The sequence below is a fragment of the Pseudomonas sp. Pseu.R1 genome, assembly GCF_045764065.1.
Taxonomy (GTDB): domain Bacteria; phylum Pseudomonadota; class Gammaproteobacteria; order Pseudomonadales; family Pseudomonadaceae; genus Aquipseudomonas.
This window is the reverse complement of the sequence record NZ_JBJGEE020000001.1, coordinates 5,182,258-5,205,905: the sequence shown is the minus strand read 5'-3', so window position 1 is coordinate 5,205,905 and position 23,648 is coordinate 5,182,258. Positions and strand designations below refer to the sequence as shown.

Genomic DNA, 23,648 nt, shown 5'->3' with positions numbered 1-23,648 from the left:
TTTCAGCAGTGCGATTCCACAGCAGCACCGTATCGATGAAGATGAACGCTGCCTCCTCCATAGGTAGAAGTCGCCCGTGACCATGTGACCACGTTCTTCCAGTCCGCCGCCGGGTCGTCAGTGGGGCCTGAGCGTTGTGAAACGGTGATGCCGATGTCCGGGTAATCCGGGTGAGCGACGAAACGAACCCGAGCATCGGCTTCATCGATCCTCCGCACTCGTGATAAATTCTGCGCCGCCACCTCTAACCCATAGAGGGCATTCAAGGAGAGAAGTAAGTGATCAAGTCTTTGTTGGTTGGCGCAATGCTGACACTGGTATCCGCATCGGCTTTTGCACTGAGTTGCGACAACCCTCGCAACGCCTATGACCGAACCTACTGCGCGTCGCTGAAAATGGTTCAGGCAGATCAGGACATCAACGAGCAATACAAGAAGACGGTGAGCGTGCTAAACCCGGAGCAAAAGAAAAAAGTCAAAGACGCCCAGATCCAGTGGATCAAGATTCGTGACAACGCCTGCTCCAACGATGGCCTGCTCTACCTGGACTGTGCCAACGAGAAGACCGAAGCGCGTATCGTGATACTCAAAGCCATCGAGCGCGAATGCCGCGCTTCGGGTTGCGACGACGCCAAGCTGTCGCAAGTGGAATAAGCGCTACCCACTTTTTTCATCCGCTGCTTATCAATAATCAAGGGCCGGAAGCTGCCGACCATACGGAAACGGCAGCCTCAGGCTCATCTTCAGGCAACGTTGGGGAACCAGATCAACGTGCCCCGACCCGCTCACGCAGGCGTTTGGCCTCGGCAACGTTGGCCGCGCCCGGCAGGGTGATGCCGTTTTTCGCGGCGAGAATCTCGGCCATGACGCTGACCGCAATTTCCGCCGGGGTCTTGCTGCCGATGTAAATGCCCATCGGGCCATGCAGACGTTCAAGCGAGCGATCGGTCTCGCCGAAATGCTCGATCAAGCGCTCACGGCGCAATTGGCTGTTGCGCCGCGAACCGATGGCGCCGATGTAGAACGCGGGGCTTTGCAACGCTTCCAACAGCGCCAGATCATCCAGTTTGGGGTCGTGACTCAGGGCGACGATGCAGGTGCGCAGGTCGACCGCAAAATCCCGCACCACGTCATCCGGCATGCCCACCACCTTTTCGACCCCGCTCACCGCCCACGTCTCGACGTACTCGGGGCGCGGATCGCAGACCGTGACCTTGAAGCCATTGAACAGCGCCATGGTTGCCAAATACTCGGCCAACGCACCGGCACCGATCATCAGCAATCGATACCCTGGCCCCAACGTGTTGAGCATCTGCTGGCCGTCGAAGCTGAACTGCTCCGGCATCGCGCTGCGTTCCAGCGCGACCTCATTACCTTCCAACGTCAAGCGGCGGCGCACCAGATGCCCGGCGTCGAGGTGACTCAACAACTCATCGAGAGACCGCCATGAGGGGCTGAACTCCAGCACCAGTTCCAGCGTGCCGCCGCAGGGCAAGCCGAAGCGATGAGCCTCGTCAGCGCTGACGCCGTAACGCACCACCTCAGGCGTGGCGTCCGGCAGCCCGCTGCCGCCATAAGCAGTGGTGTAGCGGTGAATCAGGTCGTCCTCGATGCAGCCACCGGACACACTGCCCACCACGCGACCGTCGTTACGCAGCGCCATCATCGACCCCACCGGGCGCGGCGACGACCCCCAGGTGCGGGCTACCGTCGCCAGCAACACCCGATGCCCCGAAGCGAGCCAGTCGCGGGCCGTGCGCAACACCAACAGGTCGATGCTTTCCATCGGGCGTTCCTCTCAGCGCATCTGCAAAATGATCGGGCTACTGCTTGCCGGATCGGTGTGCTCACGCAGCTTGCCGACCGCTTGCGCATCCACAGCGCCGCCCTGATTGCCCCATGTGCCGCGCACAAACGAAAGCACTTCAGCGATCTGCTGGTCCGACAACTGCTCACGGAAGGCCGGCATGCGATAGGCATCCGGCACCCCGGCTGCAACTACTCGCTGTGAGCCATTGAGGGTGATGTTGATCGCCGAGGCCACTTCTTTGGCCAGCGTCGACGTCGCCCCCGCCAGTGGCGGCATCGCATCAGGCTGGCCCTGACCGTCAAGCCCGTGACAGGACGCGCAACGGGTCACGTAGGTATGAGCACCCGGTGCATCGAGGCGGGTCGCCGCTGAGACCGCCTGATATTGCCAAGGCGCGCCGTCACGCTGGCTGTCGCCTGGCAGCGATTTCAGGTAACGGGCAATCGCCGCCAGATCCTCATCGCTCATGAATTGCGTGGAGTTGTTGAACGCCTCGGTCATGGAGCCGAAGACCACGGCATGGCGGTTACGCCCGGTCTTGAGGAACTGTGCGATCTCGCCCTCACTCCAGCGGCCCAGCCCGGTGTTGTGGTCGTTGCGCAGGCTCGGTGCGTACCAGCCGTCGAGCAGCGCGCCGGAGACGAATGCCGAGCCAGACTCATCCAGCGCCTTCTCGTTGAACGCCAGGCCACGGGGCGTGTGGCAACTGCCGCAGTGCCCGGCGCCCTGCACCAGATAAGCGCCGCGATTCCACTGCTCGTCCTGACCGGTCTTGGCCACGTACGGCGTGGTGTCGGCAAACACGCCGTTCCACAACGCAATCGGCCAGCGCAGGTTCAAGGGCCAAGGAATCGAACTCGCGACGTTGGCTTGCTTGACCGGCGCTACGCCCTTCATGAAAAAGGCGTACAGCGCGCGGACGTCATCGTCGTTGAGCTTGGCGTAAGATGGGTACGGCATCGCCGGATACAACCGCCGCCCGCCTGGCGCGACACCATGGCGCACAGCGCGGTCGAAGTCCGCCAGGCTGTAGTTACCGATCCCGGTGTCCTTGTCCGGGGTGATGTTGGTGGCGTGAATCGTCCCCAACGGCGTGGCCATTTCCAGACCGCCTGCGAACGGCTTGCCATTCGGTACGCTGTGGCAGGCCACGCAGTCACTGAGGCGAGCGACGTATTCACCTCGGGTCACCAAGGCCGGGTCGATATTGGCCACGGCCACTGAATCGTTTTGCAAAGGCGAGGCAGGCTCGCGGGTGACATACCAGGCCAGCAGGCCAGCCGCGATCAGGCACGGCACGGCCAACCAGCCAGCGGTTCTTGCGAATCGGCTGTTCTTCATGAGCACTCCGTGCAGGTCAGGTGAAAGAATGTCGGCTCAACGGCAGGCTGCGCACGCGCTGCCCCGTCAACGTCGCCACAGCGTTGGCCACTGCAGGGGCGACAGCTGGCAACGGCGGTTCACCGATGCCGCCCATCTTTTCCCCGCTCTCCACCACCTTCACGTGCACCCGCGCCATCCGCGATGGCGGCAGGATCGGATACAGATCGTAGTTACGCCCTCTCGGCACGCCGTTGACGTACACCACCTCTTCCACCAGCGTCTGCGACAGCCCCAGCGCCACGGCGCCGTTGACCTGCGCCTCGACAATCGCCGGGTTGACGATGCTGCCCGGATCGATCGCCTGCCAGATATCGTGAACCACCACTTGACCGTCTTTGATCGACACCTCGGCGATCACGGCCGTCTGCGTACCAAATGGCGACGCCATCGCGACCCCGCGTGCGCGCTTGCTGCCGTCTTCGGCAGTGAACGGCCCGCGCTTCCAACCGCCCGACAATTCGCCCACCGCGTTGAGCAAGGTCGTCAGCCGCTGATTGTCCCGCAGCAGGTGCAGGCGCAACTCGAACGGGTCCTTGCCGCCCTTTTCGGCCAGCTCATCGAGAAACGATTCGTAGAAAAAGTCGTTGAGCGAATTACCGACCGAACGCCAGTAACCCAGCATTACCGAGCCCTTCACATAGATCTGCGCGATCCGCTTGTTGGGGATGGCGTAGGACTTGCCCGCCAGCCCTTCAAGTGCGGTGGGGTCGATCTTCTCGCCCTGTTTGCCCGCCAGCCCTTCCGTCGGCCCTTCAGTGGCGCTGACCGCTTCGATTGCCACCGGCCAGCCGTCGCTATCCAGTGCACCACGGAAATTGACCGCTGCAATAGGGCGCATCGCGTCGCGCAAAAACTCCTCTTCGCGACTCCAGATCAGCTTGACCGGCTTGCCGACCGCCTTCGCCAGCGCGATGGCCTGCGGGTATGGATTGGCTGATTCGTACAAAAAGTGCCGCCCGAAAAAACCGCCCAGTAATGGCGAATGCAGTGTGATCTTCTCCGGATCAAGGCCCGTGCGCTTGGCTATGTCGGCGCGGAACATATCCGGCGCCTGATTGGGCAGCCAGACTTCCAACGAACCGTCGGGGTTGAATCGCGCCAACGCCGAAGACGGCTCAAGCTGCGCGTGGTTCAGGTACTGGTTGTTGTACGTGGCCTCGACCTTTGATTTGGCATTGGCGAACACGCTTGCAACGTCACCTTCTTTCTCGTCATCGCGGGCCGGGCCTTTTTCGGCGGCCAGACGCTGGACGTAGGCCTCCGTGGAGAAGTTCGCCGGCATCACCCGCATGCTCGAATTCGCAGGCGCTTCCTGCCAGTCGACCTGAATCGCTTCCACCGCCCGTTTGGCATGCCACCAACGCTGCGCGACCACCGCCACGGCGCCCGGCAAACGGTGCACCGAATGCACGCCTTTCATGGCCTTGACCTGCTCTTCGTTGCGCAGGTTACCCACGGTCATGCCCAGACGCGGCGCGTGCTGAACCGCTGCATGCAGCATGCCGTCAACCTTCATGTCGATGCTGTACATCGCCTTGCCAGTGGACTTGTCATACGCATCGAGGCGCTTGACCGGCTTGCCGATCCAGCGGAACTGGCTTGGGTCGCGCAACTTCACACTGGCCGGGTCCGGCACCGGCAGGTCCATGGCGCGCTCAGCCAATTCGCCGTAGCTGATCGAACGGCCGGAGGCCGCGTGCACCACCTTGCCCGGCTCGGTGGACAGCTCGCTCACCGGTACGCCGAGTTTCTCTGCCCCGGCCTGCAAGAACATCGCACGGGCCAGCGCGCCCATACGGCGCATGGTCGGATAACTCATGCGCACCGACATGCTGCCACCGGTGATGCGCATGCCGTTTTCCATGACGTAATAGGCCTCGCCGGGCGGCGCCGCGTCGACGAAGAACTGCGACGGATCGACGTCCAGCTCCTCACCGACGATCTGCGCCATGGCAGTGAACGTGCCCTGCCCGCCTTCGATGAACGGGCAGCGCAAGTGCACGGTGTTGTCCGGGCGAATTTCCAGAAAAGCCGGGACTTGTGTGCCCCGCTCAGTGGTCGCGCCAGCGACGGCCGCCTGCACGCGGGACGACCCCAACGGCAGCCCGAAGCCCAGCACCAACGCGCCAAGGGCCGTGCCGGTCAGAAAACGGCGACGGGAGAAATTGACCGGCTCGCTCAGACGCTGGCCCAGCGCTTGTTCGATGGCATCAAGACGGGCGTTCATCAAGCTTCCCCTTTCGCGAGGTCATGCACAGCGGCGTGAATCGCGTTGTAAGTGCCGCAGCGGCACAGGTTGACCATCGCCGCTTCGATCTGTGCATCGCTCGGTTTGGGGTTGTGTTTGAGCAAGGCCGTGGCCGCCATGACCTGCCCGGACTGGCAGTAACCGCACTGAGCCACTTGATGATCGACCCAGGTCGCGACTACACGCTTGCCCACGTCGTCGTTTTCTATGGCCTCGATCGTGGTGACTTCGCGCCCGACCACACCGGCCACCGGCGTAACGCAGGAGCGCACCACATTGCCGTCGACCAGCACCGAGCAAGCGCCACATTGCGCCAGGCCACAGCCGTATTTGGTACCGGTCATGCCCAGGTCGTCGCGAATCACCCACAACAAGGGCGTATCCGCATCAGCATCGACCTGATAGGTCTTCTGGTTGATTCGTAGTTCCATGGTTCACCCGCTGATCATCGGTCGTATTGCGTGTTATAGGGCGTGACCTGCATCGGGGCGGGTCATCGTGAAAGGCTGTCTCGGCAGACCGCCAACGCCTGCGCGGCTTGGTTGTGACCGCGCCATCAGGCCGTGGTGCCCACTTTTGTGCAGGCGTCCAGAGCATCGGTGGTTGTCAAGAATGGTGAAGGTATAACGAATCAACTCTAGCCCCCAAATCGGCAATTTCCCACATGTGTACCGGCAAGCTCGGAGGATTAGGCAAGCATTCGAGAGGATTGCGCTACGACGTGAGAAACAGTCGTATTTGGATGGCAACTTATTCAACTTTGACCATGACGAGTAGCGGGAAAAACGAAATGCCCTGTTGAACAGGGTTCATCAATCGGCCAAACATGAAAAAGCCCTGCAAGTGCGCAGGGCTTCGTTGAATGCAGCGTTACCAGCGGCCGGCGTGCTGCCCACCATCGACGTTCAGGGTTTCGCCGGTCACGAACGCGCCGTTTTCCAGATACATCACCGCATCGACGATGTCCTGCTCTTCGCCCATGCGTCCCATCGGATGCAGCCTGCTGAGGAACTCATGGTTTTCCTGAGAGTGCATCGGTGTCTTGATGATGCCCGGCGCCACGGCGTTGACCCGGATACCGCGGGTCGCGTACTCGATGGCCAGGCCACGGGTGACCGCCTCCAGCCCGCCCTTGGACAGCAACGCCAGCCCCGACGGCACGGCGGTCAGGGCCTGACGCACCAGGGTCGTGGTGATTTGCACGACATGGCCGTTTCGGCGCTTGAGCATTTCTTCAATCGCCAGTTGAGTGATGTGAAAAAATCCAGCGACGTTGGTGCGCAGCACGTTGTCGTAGTCCTCGGCGGTGTACTCGGTGAAGGGCTTGCTGATGAAAATACCCGCGTTATTGATCAATGTGTCGACCCGACCGAAACGTTCCAGAGCGGCGTCGATCAACTGCTGCGCCACCTCGCGGCTGGCGATGTCGCCCGCGATCGCGATGATGCCACCGTCGGTGGAGGGTTTGATATTGCGGGAGTTGGCGATCACCCCATAACCGGCCTTGCGATAGCCTGCAACGATGGCAGCCCCGAGGCCTTGAGATGCGCCGGTGACGATAGCGACTTTTTGCTCATGATTCACGATGCAATGCTCCGATGAGGGATCGGCCTGTTCGGGGCGGTTGAGGCCTTCCAGTGCCGACCTTTGAGTGGGTTCGGAGGGGATGCTACGGCGGTTTACAGCGGTTAAAAATTCGCTATCTTCTCTCAATGGCTGATAAAAAACGCACAGACATCGACTGGCAGGACGTAAGGGTTTTCCTCGCGCTAGGCCGCCATGGCAGCCTGTCGGCGGCGGCGCGGGCGCTGTCGGTCAACCATGCGACCATCGCCAGACGCATCCAGTCCCTTGAATCCACAATGGGTGAAAAGCTGATCGAACGCAGACCGGAGGGCTACGTGCTCACGCCTGCCGGGATACGCACGATGACAGCGGCTGGCGACATGGAAGCCGCCGTTCAGACGCTGGGGCGCGGCGGCGCTGACGCATCGCCCCGAGGGCTGGTCCGGGTCAACGCACCGCCTGCGCTGGCGCAGGGCTTTCTGGTCGAACAACTGTCGAAGCTGCCTGCGCAGTACCCCGGTCTGGATATCGATCTGGCGACCGACCTGCGCTCGGTCAGCCTTGAGCGGCATCAGGCCGACATCGCCGTGCGTATTGGCCGCCCTCTGGATGGCCATTTCATCGCCAAAGCGCTGGGGCATCTGGCGTTTGGGTTCTATGGCACTGAAGCCGTCTGTCAGGCTGTTGAAGACGGAGGCGAACCGAGTTTCATCAGTTTCAATGAAGAAAACGCGGACCTGACGGATGCACAGTGGCTCGTGCGTCACTTTCCGCAGGCGCGTATTGCCTTTCGCGCCAGCCATCACGTGGCGCAGGCCATGGCGGCAAAATCCGGCTCGGGGCTGGCGCTGTTGCCACATTACGTTGGTCGTCAAACGCCCGGTTTGCGGCTATGCCCCATGGACCGCGTTCCACCGACGCGGGAAGTCTGGTTGCTGATGCGTCCCCAGGACAAGAAAGACCTGCCCATCCGAACGGTGGCGGACTTTCTGCAAGGTGTGTTTGTAGAACAGCGTGGATTGTTTGTGGACTAGCGCCGTCCTTACACCACCTTCTAAACGTCTTTTCCGTAGGAATAATCCCTCTCGTTTCCGGGATCGCAACCACGCCTTACATCCCTCGCCGTCGCTGTAACGCCCTCTCCCCCACGCCTTGAATGGCGCCTTGTCCCGGCAAGGCTGGCGCCAGAGAGGCCACGTGTTCTTTCGCAACATCGTCCCGTCGTGGTTCGAACTCCAACGGCTGATCGCCGACACGCTCGCACGCCGAACCCATCAGCACTCGGACGGCCACACCCATTTGTCCGGGCCACCCGCGCACTCCCCGGCCAATCGCGCCCACCAGGTGCGCATGGCGTTTCATCAGGCGCTGTCGCTGGCCGCACAGATGATGCGTCAGCGCTTTGCCGATCTGGACATCGACGAGGTGCTGAGCGAACTGCTCGACGTAGTCAGTCAGGCCGCGCTGATCATCGTGGGCAGTGTGCTGACCGGCGCCGTGATTGGCGGTGGTATCGGCGCATTCGCGGGAGGCATTGGCGCTGTGCCCGGCGCTGTCGCAGGTTCAGCGATCGCTCTGATTGAAGGACTGGATAGCGCCGCAAGACAAGTTGACGCGACCAAAAGAACAACCATGAAAATCAATGCAACGCTAACTCGTTGTAAGTAGGAGTTTCCAATGGATGAATACTTTCAGATATTTCTCAACGACTTGGGAGCACTGTTCGAGCACAATTCAGTGCCTCATTCATCGGTAAAAAAGTATAGGCACACGCTTCCCAAGCAACTTATTTCGCACTGGATCAAACATGGCTGGAGCGGCTACGGCGACGGTATTTTCTGGGTGACAGACCCGGATGAATATCAGAAGGTTGTCTGTGAATGGCTCGAAGAATCCAAGGTCCCTTCCGCAGATAGCTATCATGTCGTCGCCAGAGGCGCATTCGGCGATCTCTATCTATGGCAAGAACATACAGGGCACATCTTAAAGATCACCGCCTTTCTTGCCCGATATCACATCCGGACAAATGTACCGGGTAGCGATCTAGACGAGGAAATACAGTCTTTTTTCGCCCTAATGAGCCGAGAATCCAACGACTTCGATGACATGTTTGAAAAAGCCCTGAAAAAACTCGGCCCACTCAAATCCGACGAAATATACGGCTTCGTCCCCGCCATGGCCCTCGGCGGCCCTGGCAAATTCGAACACCTTCAGAAAGTGAAAATCATCGAGCACATCGCTTTCTTATCCCAACTCTCCCCCCTGACCGACTGGGGCTTTCCGGACTTCGAGACGATCATGAAGCTGACGGAATAGTGCTCCCCGGAAAAGCCCCCAACAGAATCCCGCCCTGCGCGCCTGGGTCTATGACGGCGGAAATCACCGAGTGTCTTCCAGCGCGCGCCTATCGGTTTCGATATTCCGGCACTGTCACACCGCCCACACCCCAACTGTCCAGATCCACTTCTTCGATCACCACAAACGTTGAGTCCAGCGGCTTGCCCAGCACTTCCAACAGCAACTCACTCACCCCCTTGATCAGCGCTTTTTTCTGCTCGGGCGTGGTCGCACTGGCGCCAGGGGCGGTGCCCTCACGGGTGACTTTGATGTTGACGTAAGGCATCGAAACTTCTCCTGTTCGATCAGATGGCACGGGTCGCGAATTCGACGCGCACGCCGCCGGGGATGGCGCAGATGAAATGCAGCACGTCCGATCCAGGCCTCATCGGCTGGGGTTCGAACTCAACGACCACACCAGGATAGTCACGCACACGTTCGAACAGATCCTGCAAAGCGACATGAGTGGGCACTGCCAGCGCCAGGTGATGCAGGCCGACGTTCTTGCGTCGGTCAAACGCGACCGCACGGGTCGGTTCGGCCACCTGCCATAGCGTCAGGGTGACGCTGCCGTCCGAGACGAACGCAGCCGGGTATTCGGGTTTGCGCCCCACTTCCTTCCAACCCAGCGCGCTGCAAAAAAAGGCGGTCGTTGCCTCAAGATCGGGAACGGCCAGGCCCAGATGGTGGATACCGCGGGTCAATGCTTCAGACATTGCGGGAAGCTCCTGATGCGCCCTTGTGCGGGCAAGGTCAAAGGACCAGATCATGAGCGTTCACACGCGAATTGATAATTCACAGATTTCGGGAAGCACCTTCTCACATTTCGGAAGGATGCTCGGGACTGCGGAGGGCACACCAATCCCCCGTAGCAGTCCGGCCGGGCGGCTACAGGGGTTGCGCACGATCATCTATGGAGCCGGATTGCTCCACGACCCACCCAACGCGGCCTGCAACTGCACGCTGGTCACCAGTTGAGTCGCGACCAGGCTCAGCAAGGTCTGGCGCTCGCTCAAACTGGTGGCCTGAGTGGTCGCGACGTCCAGGTAGTCGATCACGCCCGCTTCGTACTGATCACGACTGACCGACGCCGATTCCTCCGCTGATTGCGCCGAATTGCGCCGCGCTGCCAGCTCTGGCTGCAAAGTGCGCAGTTCCACCAGATAGTCCTCGACCTCACCCAACGCCGTGAGCACGGTCTGGCGGTAGGTGGCGACGCTCGCGTCGTAAGCGTGCTGCTTCTGTTCGACCTGGGCCTTGGTGGCGCCGAAGTCGAGAATCGTGCCGGTCAGGCTCGGGCCGATGGACCAGAAACGGTTGGGCAGCGAGAACAGGTGGCTGATGGTTGAGCTTTGATAACCGCCACTGGCACTCAGCGTCAGGTCAGGATAATAGGCGGCCGTCGCCACCCCGACAGCGGCGTTGGCGGCCGCCATTTCACGCTCGGCAGCGGCGATGTCCGGGCGACGTTCCAGCAAGCGGCTCGGCACACCCAACGGCACCTCGGGCACGTGGTAACGCCAATCGGGGTCGACCGCCACGGCGAAGTCCGCTGGGGGCTTGCCAATTAACAGAGCGATGGCGTGCTCGAACTGCGCGCGCTGCCATTGCAGGTCGAGCATCGAGGCCTGAGCGCTCTGCAATTGGGTCTTGCCGGTGGCCAAGTCAGCCCGCGAGACGATTTGCTCGTCGTACTTGTTCTGGATGATTTGCAGGTAGCGCTCGTACCCGGCGATGGTTTCGCGGTACAGGGCGATGCGCTGGTCGAGCAAGCGCATCTGGAAGTAGTCCTGCGCCAGCGACGACTGCGCGCTCAACGTGGCGTTGGCCAGGTCTGCGGCACTGGCCTGGGCGCTGGCGCGGTCCTGTTCGTTGGTGCGGCGCAGCTTGCCCCAGATGTCGGCTTCCCAGCTCAGGTCGAGGCTGGCCGAGTGTTCTTTTCTCACCCCGCCGCTGCTGCTTGTCGTCGTTCCAGAACTGCTCGAAGACGAACCGGTCGCCGACTCACTGCGGGTGCTCGACCCCGTGCCGGTCAGCGTTGGAAACAGATCCGCCCGGGATTCACGCACCAACGCCAGCGCCTGCTGGTACTGCGCGGCGTACAATGCGACGTTCTGGTTGTTGAGCTGAACCTGCGCCACCAGTGCGTTCAGTTGCGGGTCTTGATACAGCTCCCACCACGGGCCTTTGGGCAATTCATCCTGCGGGTGCGCGGCCTTCCAGCCTTCGGCCTCTTTGAAGGTGGTGGAGATCGGCGCGGTGGGCTTGTGATAGTCGGGGCCGACCATGCAGCCGGTCAACAGGCTGCTGGCGAGCAGCACGGCGATGCACAAGCGGGACGGCAATGGAGCGTTCATTCATTCAACCTTTCAGTCAGCCGTGCACAGGGGTGCGACGGATACGCGTGTACCAGAACTGCCGGGAGGCACGGCTCATGCGGTCTAGATAGAGGTACACCACAGGCGTGGTGAACAGCGTCAACAGTTGGCTGACCAGCAGCCCACCCGCGATGGCGACACCCAGCGGTTTGCGCAGGTCGGCGTCACCACCGCTGCCCAACGCCAGCGGCAAGGCGCCGAAAAACGCGGCCAGCGTGGTCATCATGATGGGCCTGAAGCGCATGCGGCAGGCCTCGATGATCGCCTGCTCGGGCGACATCCTGCGGTCGCGCTCGGCCATCAACGCGAAGTCGATCATCATGATCGCGTTCTTTTTCACGATGCCGATCAACAGCAAGATGCCGATCAAGGCGATCACCGTGAGCTGCATGTTCACCGCCTTGAGCAGCAACAGTGCGCCCACCCCCGCCGACGGCAAGGTCGAGAGGATGGTCAACGGGTGCACGTAGCTCTCGTAAAGCACGCCCAGCACGATGTACACCGCCAACAGCGCGGCCGCGATCAGCCACGGCATGCTCGCCGCTAGCGCCGCATAGGCCTGCGCGGTCCCGGCAAAGCCGTACTGCACGTCACGGGGCAAGCCGACCTTGTCGACCGCCTTGTTGATCGCCGCCGTGGCCTGCTCCAGCGACACGCCATCCTGCAAATTGAACGCAATGGTGCTGGTCGCCGACTGGCCCTGATGCGCGACCGCCAGGGGCGCGTTGTCCGGGGCGAAGGTGGCGAAGGCGGTCAGCGGCACTTGCTGGTTGTCGCTGTTGATCACGTACATGCGTTCGAGCATGGTCGCGTCGCTGGTGTAGACCGGGTCCAGGCCCATGACCACGTGATACTGGTTGAGGGTCTTGTACAGCGTCGCGACCTGGCGCTGGCTGTAGGCGTTGTTCAGCAGGTTGTCGATGTCGCTCACACTGACGCCCAGACGGCTGGCGGCTGCGCGGTCGATGTGCAGTTTCATTTCCTGGCCACCGGTTTGCGAGTCCGAGTCGATACCGGTCAGTTCCGGCAATGCGCGCAGGGCCGCTTCGACCTTCGGCTCCCAGGTGCGCAGCACATCCAGATCGTCCGCCTGCAAGCTGAACTGATAGGTCGCGTTGGCGCTACGACCTCCAACGCGAATGTCTTCAGCAGGCATCAAGAACACCTGAATCCCGGCCACTTTGTTGTTCTGTCGGGTCAGCCGGTTGGCGATGGCCGCCGCACTGCTGGTGCGTTGGGTGTAGTCCTTAAGCCGAATGAAGAAATCACCGGTATTGCGCGAGCCCGCCCTACCGCTGCCGGTGGAGGACATTACCGCTTCGACGTCAGGGTCAGCGGCCAGGTCGTGAGCGATCTGCATCAGGTGCGGCTTGAGCGCCTGAAAGGAGATGTTCTGGTCAGCCCGCACGGCGCCCATCAACACCCCGGTGTCCTGCGCCGGGAAGAAGCCTTTCGGCACCGTGACGTACAGGTAAACGTTGAACACCACGGTCAGCAGCAGGCTGAACAGGGTCAACAGCCGATGACGCATCACCCACGCCAGCGCCGCCAGATAGGCGCCCTGCATCTTCGCCAGACCGGTCTCGATCCAGCGATACAAACGCGGGTCGCGGTCGTTGTGATCGGACTGACGCAACAGCATCACGCACAGCACCGGCGTCAGGCTCAGCGATACGATCATCGACAGCCCCAGCGCGATACTCAGGGTCACCGCGAACTCGCGGAACAGACGCCCGACAATGCTGCCCATCAACAAAATCGGGATGAACACCGCCACCAACGACAGGGTCATCGACAGCACCGTAAAGCCCACCTCGCGAGTGCCCATCAATGCCGCACGCAACGGGCGCATGCCCCTTTCCTGATAGCGGGCGATGTTCTCCAGCACCACGATGGCGTCGTCCACCACGAACCCGGTGCAGATGATCAGCGCCATCAGCGACAGGTTGTCGAGGCTGTAGCCCATCAGGTACATGATCGAACACGTGCCGATCAGCGATACCGGCAACACCACCGCCGGAATCAGCGTGGCACGCACGTTGCGCAGGAAGACGAAGACCACGGCGATCACCAGCAACGTGGCGATCAGCAGGGTTTCTTCAGTGTCGTGCAACGAAGAACGCACGGTCGGGCCGCGGTCGATCACGCTGATCAGTTGCACGTCGGCCGGGATCTCGCGCTGCAATTCCGGGAGCAGCGCCTTGATGCTGTCGATGGTCTGCAACATGTTGGCGCCCGCCTGACGGGTCACGCCCAGGGTCACCGACGGCTGTCCGTTGTAGTAACCGCCGACGAAGGTGTCCTCCACCGAGTCATAGACGTTGGCCACATCGCGCAGGCGAATGGCGCTGCCGTTCTGGTAGGTGATGACCAGGCCCTGATAATCCTTGGCCTTGTCGATCTGATCGTTGGCGTCGATGACCCAGCTATGCCCTGCCCCTTGCAGAATGCCTTTGGGCTTGGCCTGCGTGGCTTTGTTGATCGCCTCGCGAACGGTTTCCAGCGAAATCCCGGCGTGGTTGAGCAGGTTGGGCTGCACATCGATGCGCACCGCAGGCAATGCACCGCCGCGCACCGACACTTCGCCAACGCCATTCACCTGCGCGACCTTCTGCTGCAACTTGCTGTAGGCCAGGTCATACAGCTCGCCGGGGCTGCGGGTCGAGGAGGTCAGGGCCAGCATCAATACCGGCGCTTCAGACGGGTTGGCCTTGCGATAGGTGGGCAGCGACGGCATCGAACTGGGCAACAAGGCGCGGGAGGCGTTGATCGCTGCCTGCACATCGCGAGCGGCGCCGTTGATGTCGCGATCCAGCTCGAATTGCAGGATCAGGGTCGTCGAGCCCTGGCTGCTGGTGGACGTCATTTCGGTGATCCCGGCGATTTGCCCCAGGCTGCGCTCCAGTGGCGTGGCGACGGTCGCGGCCATGGTTTCCGGGCTGGCGCCGGGCAGCGAAGCACTGACCATGATCGTCGGGAAATCCACCTGGGGCAGCGGCGCCACGGGCAGCAGCTTGTAGCCGAGAATCCCCGCCAGGGTGATGCTCAGGCTCAGCAGCAGGGTCGCCACCGGGCGCCGAATGAACAACCGCGAAAGGTTCATGCCTCGCCTCGATTCGTGCGCGCACTGCTACGAGTGAAACGGGCTTTGGCGCGTTCAGACAGGCGATCGAACAACAGGTAAATCACCGGCGTGGTGAACAGCGTGAGGACCTGGCTCAGCAACAGCCCGCCAACGATCACCAAACCCAGCGGCCTGCGCAGTTCAGCACCCGCGCCCGTCGCCAACATCAGCGGCAAGGCACCGAACAACGCTGCCAGCGTGGTCATCAGAATCGGTCGTAGACGCAGCAGCGCCGCCCGATGAATCGCCTCGCGGGCATTCAGGCGCTGGTGCTGTCGGCCTTCCAGGGCGAAGTCGATCATCATGATCGCGTTCTTCTTGACGATGCCGATCAACAGAATCACCCCAATCAACGCAATCAGGCTGAATTCGGTGCCGGTCAGCAGCAGCGCCAACAGCGCGCCGATGGCCGCCGAAGGCAGCGTCGAAAGGATCGTCACCGGGTGAATGAAGCTCTCGTACAGCATGCCCAGCACGATGTACATCGTCACCAGCGCGGCGAGGATCAGCCACAGCGTGTTGCCGGTCGCGGTCTGGAATGCTTCGGCTGCACCCTGATAGCGCAGGGTGATGCTGCTCGGCGCATTGAGGTCGGCCATGACCTGACTGATCGCCTGCTGCGCCTGCTCCAGCGAATAACCGTCCGCCAGGTTGAACGACACCGTGACCGCCGGGAACTGATCCAGACGGCTGAGGGACAGCGAACCGGTGCGCTGGCCGACCTTGGCGATGTCGGTCAGGCGCACCATCTGCGTGGCAGTCGTTGTGGTGCTGCTGGTGGTCGAGCTGGAGGTGCTGGATGTGGTCGTGGTGCTGCTGTTGCTGCCGTTGGTACTGCTCGCCGACGCCAGATAGATATTGTCGAACGCCGCCAGCGACTGTTGGAAATGCCCCGGCACTTGCAGCACCACGCGGTACTGGTTGGACTGGGTAAAGATGGTGGAAATCAACCGCTGGCCGAAGGCGTTGTACAACGCGGTGTCTACGTCCGAGGCGCTGATGCCGTAACGCATGGCCGCTGCGCGATCCAGTTCGACGTAAGCCACCAGCCCCTGATCTTGCAGATTGTCGATGACATCGCGCATTTCCGGACGGTTTTGCAGCTTCTCCATCAACTTGGGAATCAGCGCCGACAGGTTGGCGCTTTCCGAGTCGTCGAGGGTGAATTGGTACTGGCTGGGGGTCAGTTGGTCGTCGACGGTCAGGTCTTGGGACGACACCAGATTCAGGCGAATGCCCGCCACCGCGCTGGCAGATTTTTCCAACCGGGTGATGACCTGGCTGGCGGTTTCATTGCGTTCTTCAAAGCCCTTGAGTTCGATCTGCAAACGGCCATTGTTCAGCGAGTCGTTGTTGCCATCGACGCCGATGGTTGACGACACCGACTCTACCGCCGGGTCTTGACGCACCACGTCCACCATCGCCTGCTGACGGCGCGCCATCTCTGTGAACGACACGTCCTGCGAGGCGCGGGTGAAGCCTTGAATCAGCCCGGTGTCTTGCGTCGGGAAGAAGCCTTTGGGCACGACCAGATAGAGAAAACCGGTCAGGGCGACGGTGCCGACGGCGATCAGCAGGGTCAGTTTTTGATGATCCAGCACCCAGACCAGCCCCCGATCATAGCCATCGAGCACCTTCTGGTACTGACGATCACCCCAGGTCGCAAAACGTCCTTTCCCCTCTTCCGGCACATGGCGCAGCAAATGGCCGCAGAGCATCGGCGTCAGGGTCAGCGAGACAATCATCGACACCAGAATCGCCACGGCCAAGGTGATGGCGAACTCGCGAAACAGCCGCCCCACGACATCGCCCATGAACAGGAGCGGGATGAGTACAGCGATTAGCGAGAACGTCAGGGAGATGATGGTGAAGCCGATTTCCTGCGAGCCTTTGAAGGCTGCGGCCATCGGCTCTTCGCCCTCCTCCAGATGCCGCGAGATGTTCTCCACCACGACGATGGCGTCGTCGATCACGAAGCCGGTGGCGATGGTCAACGCCATCAGCGTCAGGTTGTTGATGCTGAACCCGGCCAGGTACATCACTCCAAAGGTGCCGATCAGCGACAGCGGCACGGCGAGGCTCGGAATCAGTGTGGCGGTGAAGTTACCGAGGAAGGCGAACGTCACCAGGACCACCAGACCGATGGACAGCAGCAGTTCGATCTGCACGTCCTTGATCGACGCACGAATGGTCTGGGTGCGGTCGCTGATGACGGTGAGTTTCACCGAATCCGGCAAGGCCGATTGCAGGGTCGCCAGCTTGGCCTTGATGCTGTCGACCACTTCGATAACGTTGGCGCCGGGCTGGCGTTGCACGGCAATCACAATCGCCGGTTTGCCATTGGCGCTGGCGCCCAGGTACTGGTCCTGCGGGGCTTCGGCGGTGGTCGCCACGTCCTTCAGGCGCAAGGCCGCGCCGTTCTCGTAGGCCAGCACCAGTTCGCCGTATTCCACGGCATCGCGCAACTGGTCGTTGGCGTCGATGGTGATCGAATGGGACGGGCCGTCGAAGCCGCCTTTGGAGCCGTTGACGTTGGCGGCGTTGACCTTGCTGTAGACGTCTTCCAGCGTCAGGCCGTGGGCCGCGAGGCTGGTGGGGTTGACCTCGATCTTCACCGCAGGCTGCTGACCGCCCGCCAGACTGACCATGCCCACGCCGGAAATCTGCGACAGCTTGAGCGCCACGCGAGTGTTGATCAGGTCTTGTACGCGAGTGAGCGGCAGACTGTCAGACGTCGCCGCCAGCGTGAGCACGGCGGTGTCCGCCGGGTTGACCTTTTTGTAGGTCGGCGGGTTGGGCAAGTCGGTGGGCAGCAAGCTGTCGGCGGCATTGATGGCGGCCTGCACTTCCTGCTCGGCCACGTCCAGCGACAAGTCCAGCGAGAACTTCAGGGTGATCACCGAAGCTCCCGCCGAACTGGTCGAGTACATCTGCGACAAGCCCGCCATCTGCCCCAACTGACGTTCAAGCGGGGCGGTGACCGCCGAGGCCAGCACACTGGAACTGGCGCCCGGATACAAGGTGCTGACCTGAATGGTCGGGTAGTCCACTTCCGGCAGCGCCGAGGTCGCCAGCAAGCGATAGGCGAAAATACCGGCCAACATCACCGCCAGCATCAACAACACGGTGGCTACCGGACGCTGGATAAACAGTCGCGATGGATTCATGGGGCGACAGCACCCTTTGCAGGCTTGGCAGTTTTGGCCGTTGTCTCAGTCGCTGGTTTCTCGACCTCGACCTTGCTGCCTTCACGCAAGTGATCGATGCCCCGCGTGACCACCTGCTCGCCTTGGGCTACGCCTTGGCTGATGACGGTCTGATCGCCCATCACCGGGCCGGTCTTGATCGTGCGGCGCGTGGCCTTGCCATCTTTCACCACGTACAAAAACTCGCCGTCGCTGCTCAGTTGCACCGCAGCCGACGGCACGACAACGGCGTTGCGCAGGGTGTCGGTGGTCAGCTTCACGTTGACGAACTGGTTGGGGTACAGCTTCTCGTCCGGGTTATCGAACTGCGCTTTCAACTTGATGCTGCCGGTGGCCGTGTCGATCTCGTTGCTGATGAATTTCAGTGTGCCTGTGGCCAGCGGCGTGGTGCCCAACTGGTCCAGCGCCTGCACGTTCAGGGCTTCACCCTTGCGCACCTTGGGCAGCAACGAAGCCAGTTGCGCTTGGGGCAGGCTGAAGGTCACGGCGATGGGGTTGGTCTGGGTCACCGTGACGATGCCGGTGGTGCTGCTGGACGACACGATGTTGCCCGGATCCACCAGACGCAGGCCGACATAGCCATCAATCGGCGAGACGATCCTGGCGTAGAGCAGATTGAGTTTGGCGGCGTCGATCTGGCCCTGATCGGCCTTCACCGCACCCGCATATTGGCCGACGGTGGCGATCTGCGTGTCCAGATCCTGTTTGGCGAGGGAGTCCTTGGCGAACAGTCGTTTATAACGCTCGGCGGTCAGTTGCGCGCTCTTGAGCAGCGCCTGATTCTGCGCCAGATCGCCCTGATACTGATCCAGCGTCGCCTGATAGGCGCGAGGGTCGATCTGCGCCAGCAATTGGCCCTTCTTCACGTACTGGCCTTCGGTGAAATACACCGCCATCAACTCACCGTCGACCCGGCTGGTGACCGTCACCGAGTAATTTGGAATCACGGTGCCCAGCGCCTGCTGAATCACCGGCACGTCCGCCGTGCCCGCTGTGCCCACCGCCACGCTGACCGGCGCCCCGGCATCCATCATCATGCCCGGCCCGCCATGCCGCCCGCCGGGTGCCGCGAGCGCAGGATTCTCGGCACCGGCACCGGCACCGGGGGCCGACGCAGGCGTGTGCTTGAGGTACACCACAACAGCGCCAATGGCTGCAACGATCAGGAGCGCAACGACAATGCGCTTGCGAGAACGGGTTGCTGAATTCTGGGTCATTGGAAACTTCTGTGTGGACTAGGGACAGGGTGCAACGGCCAGCACGAGCTGCATCAGAGATCAGCGTAGTGGCTAAATGACCATATGCCGCTAATGGACCGTGCAGCAGGCGAAAAAATTCCAGGGTCGGAAACATCAGCGCGCCGCCAAAACATTTAGCCGCGCAAGAAGGGCAACAACAAGTTGTAAAGACCGACTTTGCAGACTATTTACACTCGGAAAAGCCTTATGGGGCGGGGTTTGCAGGGTTTATCGTGTTTGTATCGGGATGGTTGCCGAGACGTATCAAAAAGGGTACGAAAGACAGTCGAAACACTGAATAGATGACAGTGTTGGCGGCTCAAAACGGGATCTTTGCAGTTCATCGTCTGATCAGATGATGGAATTTCTCTTGGGTGCAGCCATGAATACCTATCACCTGTTGATTTCTATGGCGGCCACCGTGCTGCGGCTGACCGGTGCATCTGGATCGCTGAGCAACGCTTACCAAATGCCATAGGGAATTCCATTTTTCTCGATCCATGCCTTGGCTTCCGGCGTGGGGGCACGGTAGTACTCGCCCTTGTTGTTCAGGTACGGGCCACGGGTTTCGATTTCGGCCTGGTAGCGGCCGATTTCCTTGAAGGCCAGACAGGGTCCCCCCAGCCACACCTTAATGATGCCCCCCGGCGCCATGCCCAGTGAAATCACCTTTCGATAATCATCGATCCACTCCTTCGCTCCTTGGCAATACACTCTCTCCGGTTTCACCATTTCGTCTCGCACCCATTGAGGGATATGAATACGAAGCTTGTAAGCTTGCGGTTCAACCAGCGACTGCCAGCGCAGAAAAAGACGTTCAGGGAGATCGACGTTGTTGATGGGCATTCCACCCGACACTCCGTTGTGCCAGCCCTTAGCGCTACCCGTATAGCTCGCAACCCCTCCGGTCACATGGAAAAACGGCAGCCCTCGCTGGTCGATCACATCCACTGTCTCGACCCACACCTCCATGTGCTTGGGCGCAGCCAATCCCACATACCACGCGTAATAAGGCAGCTTGGGAGGCGGTATCGGTTGTGGACCACTGGCACAGGCGCAGAGGCTGATCAGCAGCCCAACTAGAAGCATCAGTCGTTTCATTGCGGATACCCCTTTTGCGGCTGATCGGGGTACACGTTGCGGCGGTTATCCGGTGCAGGTTTGGCAAGCATCACACCCTTGGCCGGTGTCCAGTGAGCCGACTGGTGGATGTAGCGCGAGCGCAGCAGTCGTTCTTGATTGGGATCCAGAACGACCGAAGAACCCGCCAGCACCTGCTCGATGATGTGGTCAGCGACAGGCGCCAGATCGGAGGGCAGCTTGAAGCGCTGATCGCTGTCGCTGATCTCGTCAAAAGGCACACCATGGCGCACGCCCAGCTCGCGCATTACGCGCAACACGACCAGAGCGAGTTCCCCACGAACGCTTCGCTCCAGCGTTACGGTGAGCCAGTAGGCCTGCGTGTCGTTGCCATCCCTTCGGTGATGAGCCTGAGCAGCCGCCCAGGCTTTGGCCTCAATGTTTCCGTCACCATTCAGCCCGCTGGCGCGCAACGCCTCCGCTTGCGCGACCATGGCCAGCCACTGCGGATGCGACTCCAACTCGCGGCCCACTGCGACCTCGATCCGTTTGGGTTCGACCAGCCACAGACGCTCCCGAGCATTAGGCAGGTAGCCCCCGCCAATGTCCGAATGCACGCCGGGGAGGCTGATTTGCAGGTGATGACTCAGCAAGCCGTTCAGCGCGAAATTGAGCCTGCACTCGTCCCGGGCCCCCAACTGAATCACTTCGCGGGCACAGCGAGGAGGCAAGTACAGGTTGACGCCGTCGTTGTCGCTGTTGGCCGGACTCCAGTCGCTGCGTTCAGGCGAAGAGATGGCGGCCACCGTGTTCATTGCGGATATCGTCTCTGCGGCTGACCGGCGCAGCGGGGTCGCTGAGCTACGCTTACCAACTGCCATAAGGAATTCCGAATTGCTCGACGTAGGCCTTGTTTTCGGGTTCCAGAGGCACGTACTTGCCTTCGCTCTTACCGAGGTATGGGCCGCGGGATTCGATTTCGGCTTGGTAGCGGCCGATTTCCGTATAGCCAAGGCAAGCGCCGCCCACCCACACTTTTACAATCCCCCCTGGTGCCATGCCCAAGGTGATGGAATCCCGATAGTCATCGATCCATTCCTTGGCACCCTTACAGAACACGCGCTCGGGCTTGACCATCTCGTCTCGCACCCATTGAGGAATATCAATACGAAGCTTGTAAGCTTGCGGCTCCACCAGCGACTGCCAGCGCAGAAACAGACGTTCTGGGAGATCGACGTTGTTGATGGGCATCCCACCTGATACTCCGTTGTGCCAGCCCTCAACGCTACCCGTATAGCTCGCAACCCCTCCGGTCACATGGAAAAACGGCAATCCTCGCTGGTCGATCGCATCCACTGTCTCGACCCAGACCTCCATGTGCTTGGGCGCAGCCAATCCCACATACCACGCGTAATAAGGCAGCTTGGGAGGCGGTATCGGTTGTGGACCTCTGGCACAGGCGCAGAGGCTGATCAGCAATCCAACCAGAAGCATCAGTCGTTTCATTGCGGGTACCCCTTTTGCGGCTGATCGGGGTACACATTGCGGCGGTTATCCGGTGCAGGTTTGGCAAGCATCACACCCTTGGTCGGTGTCCAGTGAGCCGACTGGTGGATGTAACGCGAACGCAGCAGCCGCTCTTGATCGGGATCAAGCACGACAGAAGAGCCTGCCAGCACCTGCTCGACGATGTGGTCAGCAACAGGCGCCAGATCGGTGGGCAGTTTCCATTGCGGACGATCATCCAGCGTCTTGAACGGCACACCATGGCGCACGCCCAATTCGCGCATCACGCGCAACGCCACCAGCGCCAGTTCCCCACGAACGCTTCGCTCCAGCGTCACGGTCAGCCAGTAGGCCTGCGTGTCGTTGCCATCCCTTGGGTGATGGACCTGGGCAGCCGCCCAGGCTTTGGCTTCGATGTTTCCGTCACCATTCAGCCCGCTGGCGCGCAGCGCATCCGCTTGCACGACCATGGCCAGCCATTGCGGATGCGACTCCAATGAGCGGCCCGCTGCGACCTCGATCCGTTTGGGCTCGACCAGCCACAGACGCTCCCGAGCATTAGGCAGGTAGCCTCCGCCAATGTCCGAATGCACGCCGGGGAGGCTGATTTGCAGGTGATGACTCAGTACGCCATTCAGTGCGAAATTGAGCCTGCACTCGTCCCGGGCCCCCAACTGAATCACTTCGCGGGCACAGCGGGGAGGCAAGTACAGGTTGACACCGTTGTTGTCGTTGTTGGCCGGACTCCAGTCTCCCCGCTCAGGCGAAGAGATGGCGGCCACCGTGTTCATTGCGGACATCTCCTCTGCGGCTGACCGGCACAACGGGATCGCTGAGCAATGCTTACCAACTGCCATAGGGAACTCCGAATTGCTCAACGTAGGCCTTGTTTTCAGGTTCCAGAGGCACGTACTTGCCTTCGCTCTTACCGAGGTATGGGCCGCGGGGTTCGATTTCGGCTTGGTAGCGGCCTACTTCCTTATCTTTTAAACAGGCTCCTCCGACCCATACTTTTACAATTCCACCCGGTGCCATACCTAAGCTGATGATGTCCCGATAGTCGTCTTTCCATTTTTTAGAACCAGTGCAAAACACGCGCTCGGGCTTGACCATCTCGTCACGCACCCATTGGGGTATCGGGATACGAATCTTGTAGGCTTGCGGTTCAACCAGAGATTGCCAGCGCAGAAAAAGACGTTCAGGTAGATCGACATTGTTCACCGGCATTGTCTTCCCTCCACCCTCGTGCCATCCCTCCACCTGCCCGGTATAACTTGCAACACCTCCGAAAACATGGAAAAACGGCAGCCCTCGCTGGTCGATCACATCCACTGTCTCGACCCAGACCTCCATGTGCTTAGGCGCAGCCAATCCCACATACCACGCGTAATAAGGCAGCTTGGGAGGCGGTATCGGTTGTGGACCACTGGCACAGGCGCAGAGGCTGATCAGCAGCCCAACTAGAAACATCAGTCGTTTCATTGCGGATACCCCTTTTGCGGCTGATCGGGGTACACGTTGCGGCGGTTATCCGGTGCAGGTTTGGCAAGCATCACGCCCTTGGTCGGTGTCCAGTGCGCCGACTGGTGGATGTAACGCGAACGCAGCAATCGCTCTTGATCGGGATCAAGCACGACAGAAGAGCCTGCCAGCACCTGCTCGACGATGTGGTCAGCAACAGGCGCCAGATCGGTGGGCAACTTCCATTGCGGACGATCATCCAGCGTCTTGAACGGCACACCATGGCGAACGCCCAATTCGCGCATCACGCGC

The 23,648-nt window shown here is 61.0% G+C and carries 20 protein-coding genes; 4 read left to right on the top strand and 16 right to left on the bottom strand.

Going from position 1 to position 23,648, the window contains the following annotated elements; genetic code table 11:
- Positions 1-278 precede the first annotated feature (278 nt).
- The gene (locus ACI5GA_RS23720) at positions 279-653 is read left to right on the top strand and encodes a lysozyme inhibitor LprI family protein (RefSeq protein WP_421424502.1); all 375 of its coding nucleotides are present in this window, start codon (positions 279-281) and stop codon (positions 651-653) included.
- Between the two features lie 112 nt (positions 654-765).
- Here ACI5GA_RS23720 and ACI5GA_RS23715 read toward each other — a convergent pair whose 3' ends face one another.
- From ACI5GA_RS23715 to ACI5GA_RS23695, 5 genes are all read right to left on the bottom strand, one after another.
- Positions 766-1,785, bottom strand: a complete 1,020-nt coding sequence (locus ACI5GA_RS23715; protein ID WP_421424501.1) for an XdhC family protein — start codon at positions 1,783-1,785, stop codon at positions 766-768.
- 12 nt (positions 1,786-1,797) lie between these two features.
- A complete protein-coding gene (locus ACI5GA_RS23710; protein ID WP_421424499.1) occupies positions 1,798-3,150 on the bottom strand; it encodes a c-type cytochrome in 1,353 nt (450 codons plus the stop codon).
- Positions 3,151-3,166: 16 nt separating this feature from the next.
- On the bottom strand, positions 3,167-5,419 hold the full coding sequence (locus tag ACI5GA_RS23705) for a molybdopterin cofactor-binding domain-containing protein (protein ID WP_421424498.1): 2,253 nt from the start codon (positions 5,417-5,419) through the stop codon (positions 3,167-3,169).
- Positions 5,419-5,871 (bottom strand): (2Fe-2S)-binding protein, encoded by a 453-nt coding sequence (locus ACI5GA_RS23700; RefSeq protein WP_404639842.1) that lies wholly within the window; start codon positions 5,869-5,871, stop codon positions 5,419-5,421. The genes ACI5GA_RS23705 and ACI5GA_RS23700 overlap by 1 nt, the downstream gene beginning before the upstream one ends.
- Positions 5,872-6,310: 439 nt before the next feature.
- Positions 6,311-7,024, bottom strand: a complete 714-nt coding sequence (locus tag ACI5GA_RS23695; protein WP_404639840.1) for an SDR family NAD(P)-dependent oxidoreductase — start codon at positions 7,022-7,024, stop codon at positions 6,311-6,313.
- Positions 7,025-7,152: 128 nt separating this feature from the next.
- On the opposite strand from ACI5GA_RS23695, the gene ACI5GA_RS23690 reads away from it, so the two are divergent.
- From ACI5GA_RS23690 to ACI5GA_RS23680, 3 genes are all read left to right on the top strand, one after another.
- The gene (locus ACI5GA_RS23690; protein WP_421424497.1) at positions 7,153-8,040 is read left to right on the top strand and encodes a LysR family transcriptional regulator; all 888 of its coding nucleotides are present in this window, start codon (positions 7,153-7,155) and stop codon (positions 8,038-8,040) included.
- 163 nt (positions 8,041-8,203) lie between these two features.
- Complete coding sequence (locus tag ACI5GA_RS23685) at positions 8,204-8,674, top strand: DUF6861 domain-containing protein (protein WP_421424495.1); 471 nt, start codon at positions 8,204-8,206, stop codon at positions 8,672-8,674.
- Between the two features lie 9 nt (positions 8,675-8,683).
- The gene (locus ACI5GA_RS23680) at positions 8,684-9,322 is read left to right on the top strand and encodes a GAD-like domain-containing protein (protein WP_421424493.1); all 639 of its coding nucleotides are present in this window, start codon (positions 8,684-8,686) and stop codon (positions 9,320-9,322) included.
- An 88-nt stretch (positions 9,323-9,410) separates the two neighbouring features.
- On the opposite strand, the gene ACI5GA_RS23675 is transcribed toward ACI5GA_RS23680, so the two are convergent.
- From ACI5GA_RS23675 to ACI5GA_RS23625, 11 genes are all read right to left on the bottom strand, one after another.
- Positions 9,411-9,629 carry a tautomerase family protein gene (locus ACI5GA_RS23675; protein WP_404639832.1) on the bottom strand — a complete coding sequence of 73 codons (219 nt, stop codon included), beginning with the start codon at positions 9,627-9,629 and terminating at the stop codon, positions 9,411-9,413.
- A gap of 19 nt (positions 9,630-9,648) precedes the next feature.
- Complete coding sequence (locus ACI5GA_RS23670) at positions 9,649-10,059, bottom strand: VOC family protein (RefSeq protein WP_421424490.1); 411 nt, start codon at positions 10,057-10,059, stop codon at positions 9,649-9,651.
- 195 nt (positions 10,060-10,254) lie between these two features.
- The gene (locus tag ACI5GA_RS23665; RefSeq protein WP_421424488.1) at positions 10,255-11,700 is read right to left on the bottom strand and encodes an efflux transporter outer membrane subunit; all 1,446 of its coding nucleotides are present in this window, start codon (positions 11,698-11,700) and stop codon (positions 10,255-10,257) included.
- 16 nt (positions 11,701-11,716) lie between these two features.
- On the bottom strand, positions 11,717-14,824 hold the full coding sequence (locus tag ACI5GA_RS23660) for an efflux RND transporter permease subunit (RefSeq protein WP_421424487.1): 3,108 nt from the start codon (positions 14,822-14,824) through the stop codon (positions 11,717-11,719).
- Complete coding sequence (locus ACI5GA_RS23655) at positions 14,821-18,012, bottom strand: efflux RND transporter permease subunit (protein ID WP_421424485.1); 3,192 nt, start codon at positions 18,010-18,012, stop codon at positions 14,821-14,823. The genes ACI5GA_RS23660 and ACI5GA_RS23655 overlap by 4 nt, the downstream gene beginning before the upstream one ends.
- Positions 18,009-19,268 carry an MdtA/MuxA family multidrug efflux RND transporter periplasmic adaptor subunit gene (locus tag ACI5GA_RS23650; RefSeq protein ID WP_421424483.1) on the bottom strand — a complete coding sequence of 420 codons (1,260 nt, stop codon included), beginning with the start codon at positions 19,266-19,268 and terminating at the stop codon, positions 18,009-18,011. Before ACI5GA_RS23650 ends, ACI5GA_RS23655 begins: the two co-directional genes overlap by 4 nt.
- Before the next feature lie 483 nt (positions 19,269-19,751).
- Entirely contained in the window at positions 19,752-20,390 is a 639-nt protein-coding gene (locus ACI5GA_RS23645) for a DUF2931 family protein (RefSeq protein WP_421424481.1), read from the bottom strand.
- Positions 20,387-21,184, bottom strand: a complete 798-nt coding sequence (locus ACI5GA_RS23640; protein ID WP_421424479.1) for a hypothetical protein — start codon at positions 21,182-21,184, stop codon at positions 20,387-20,389. The genes ACI5GA_RS23645 and ACI5GA_RS23640 overlap by 4 nt, the downstream gene beginning before the upstream one ends.
- Before the next feature lie 52 nt (positions 21,185-21,236).
- Positions 21,237-21,875 carry a DUF2931 family protein gene (locus ACI5GA_RS23635; RefSeq protein WP_421424477.1) on the bottom strand — a complete coding sequence of 213 codons (639 nt, stop codon included), beginning with the start codon at positions 21,873-21,875 and terminating at the stop codon, positions 21,237-21,239.
- Complete coding sequence (locus ACI5GA_RS23630) at positions 21,872-22,666, bottom strand: hypothetical protein (protein ID WP_421424476.1); 795 nt, start codon at positions 22,664-22,666, stop codon at positions 21,872-21,874. Before ACI5GA_RS23630 ends, ACI5GA_RS23635 begins: the two co-directional genes overlap by 4 nt.
- 52 nt (positions 22,667-22,718) lie before the next feature.
- Positions 22,719-23,357: a DUF2931 family protein gene (locus tag ACI5GA_RS23625; protein ID WP_421424475.1), complete on the bottom strand. Its 639-nt coding sequence runs from the start codon at positions 23,355-23,357 to the stop codon at positions 22,719-22,721.
- Positions 23,358-23,648: the final 291 nt, after the last annotated feature.

Coding starts and splice junctions, on each gene's coding strand:
- ACI5GA_RS23690 (WP_421424497.1), top strand. CDS start 7,153: ATGGCTGATAAAAAACGCACAGACATCGACTGGCAGGACGTAAGGGTT.
- ACI5GA_RS23645 (WP_421424481.1), bottom strand. CDS start 20,390: ATGAAACGACTGATGCTTCTAGTTGGGCTGCTGATCAGCCTCTGCGCC.
- ACI5GA_RS23650 (WP_421424483.1), bottom strand. CDS start 19,268: ATGACCCAGAATTCAGCAACCCGTTCTCGCAAGCGCATTGTCGTTGCG.
- ACI5GA_RS23660 (WP_421424487.1), bottom strand. CDS start 14,824: ATGAACCTTTCGCGGTTGTTCATTCGGCGCCCGGTGGCGACCCTGCTG.
- ACI5GA_RS23680 (WP_421424493.1), top strand. CDS start 8,684: ATGGATGAATACTTTCAGATATTTCTCAACGACTTGGGAGCACTGTTC.
- ACI5GA_RS23700 (WP_404639842.1), bottom strand. CDS start 5,871: ATGGAACTACGAATCAACCAGAAGACCTATCAGGTCGATGCTGATGCG.
- ACI5GA_RS23705 (WP_421424498.1), bottom strand. CDS start 5,419: ATGAACGCCCGTCTTGATGCCATCGAACAAGCGCTGGGCCAGCGTCTG.
- ACI5GA_RS23715 (WP_421424501.1), bottom strand. CDS start 1,785: ATGGAAAGCATCGACCTGTTGGTGTTGCGCACGGCCCGCGACTGGCTC.
- ACI5GA_RS23630 (WP_421424476.1), bottom strand. CDS start 22,666: ATGAACACGGTGGCCGCCATCTCTTCGCCTGAGCGGGGAGACTGGAGT.
- ACI5GA_RS23675 (WP_404639832.1), bottom strand. CDS start 9,629: ATGCCTTACGTCAACATCAAAGTCACCCGTGAGGGCACCGCCCCTGGC.
- ACI5GA_RS23710 (WP_421424499.1), bottom strand. CDS start 3,150: ATGAAGAACAGCCGATTCGCAAGAACCGCTGGCTGGTTGGCCGTGCCG.
- ACI5GA_RS23635 (WP_421424477.1), bottom strand. CDS start 21,875: ATGAAACGACTGATGCTTCTGGTTGGATTGCTGATCAGCCTCTGCGCC.
- ACI5GA_RS23665 (WP_421424488.1), bottom strand. CDS start 11,700: ATGAACGCTCCATTGCCGTCCCGCTTGTGCATCGCCGTGCTGCTCGCC.
- ACI5GA_RS23655 (WP_421424485.1), bottom strand. CDS start 18,012: ATGAATCCATCGCGACTGTTTATCCAGCGTCCGGTAGCCACCGTGTTG.
- ACI5GA_RS23640 (WP_421424479.1), bottom strand. CDS start 21,184: ATGAACACGGTGGCCGCCATCTCTTCGCCTGAACGCAGCGACTGGAGT.
- ACI5GA_RS23670 (WP_421424490.1), bottom strand. CDS start 10,059: ATGTCTGAAGCATTGACCCGCGGTATCCACCATCTGGGCCTGGCCGTT.
- ACI5GA_RS23625 (WP_421424475.1), bottom strand. CDS start 23,357: ATGAAACGACTGATGTTTCTAGTTGGGCTGCTGATCAGCCTCTGCGCC.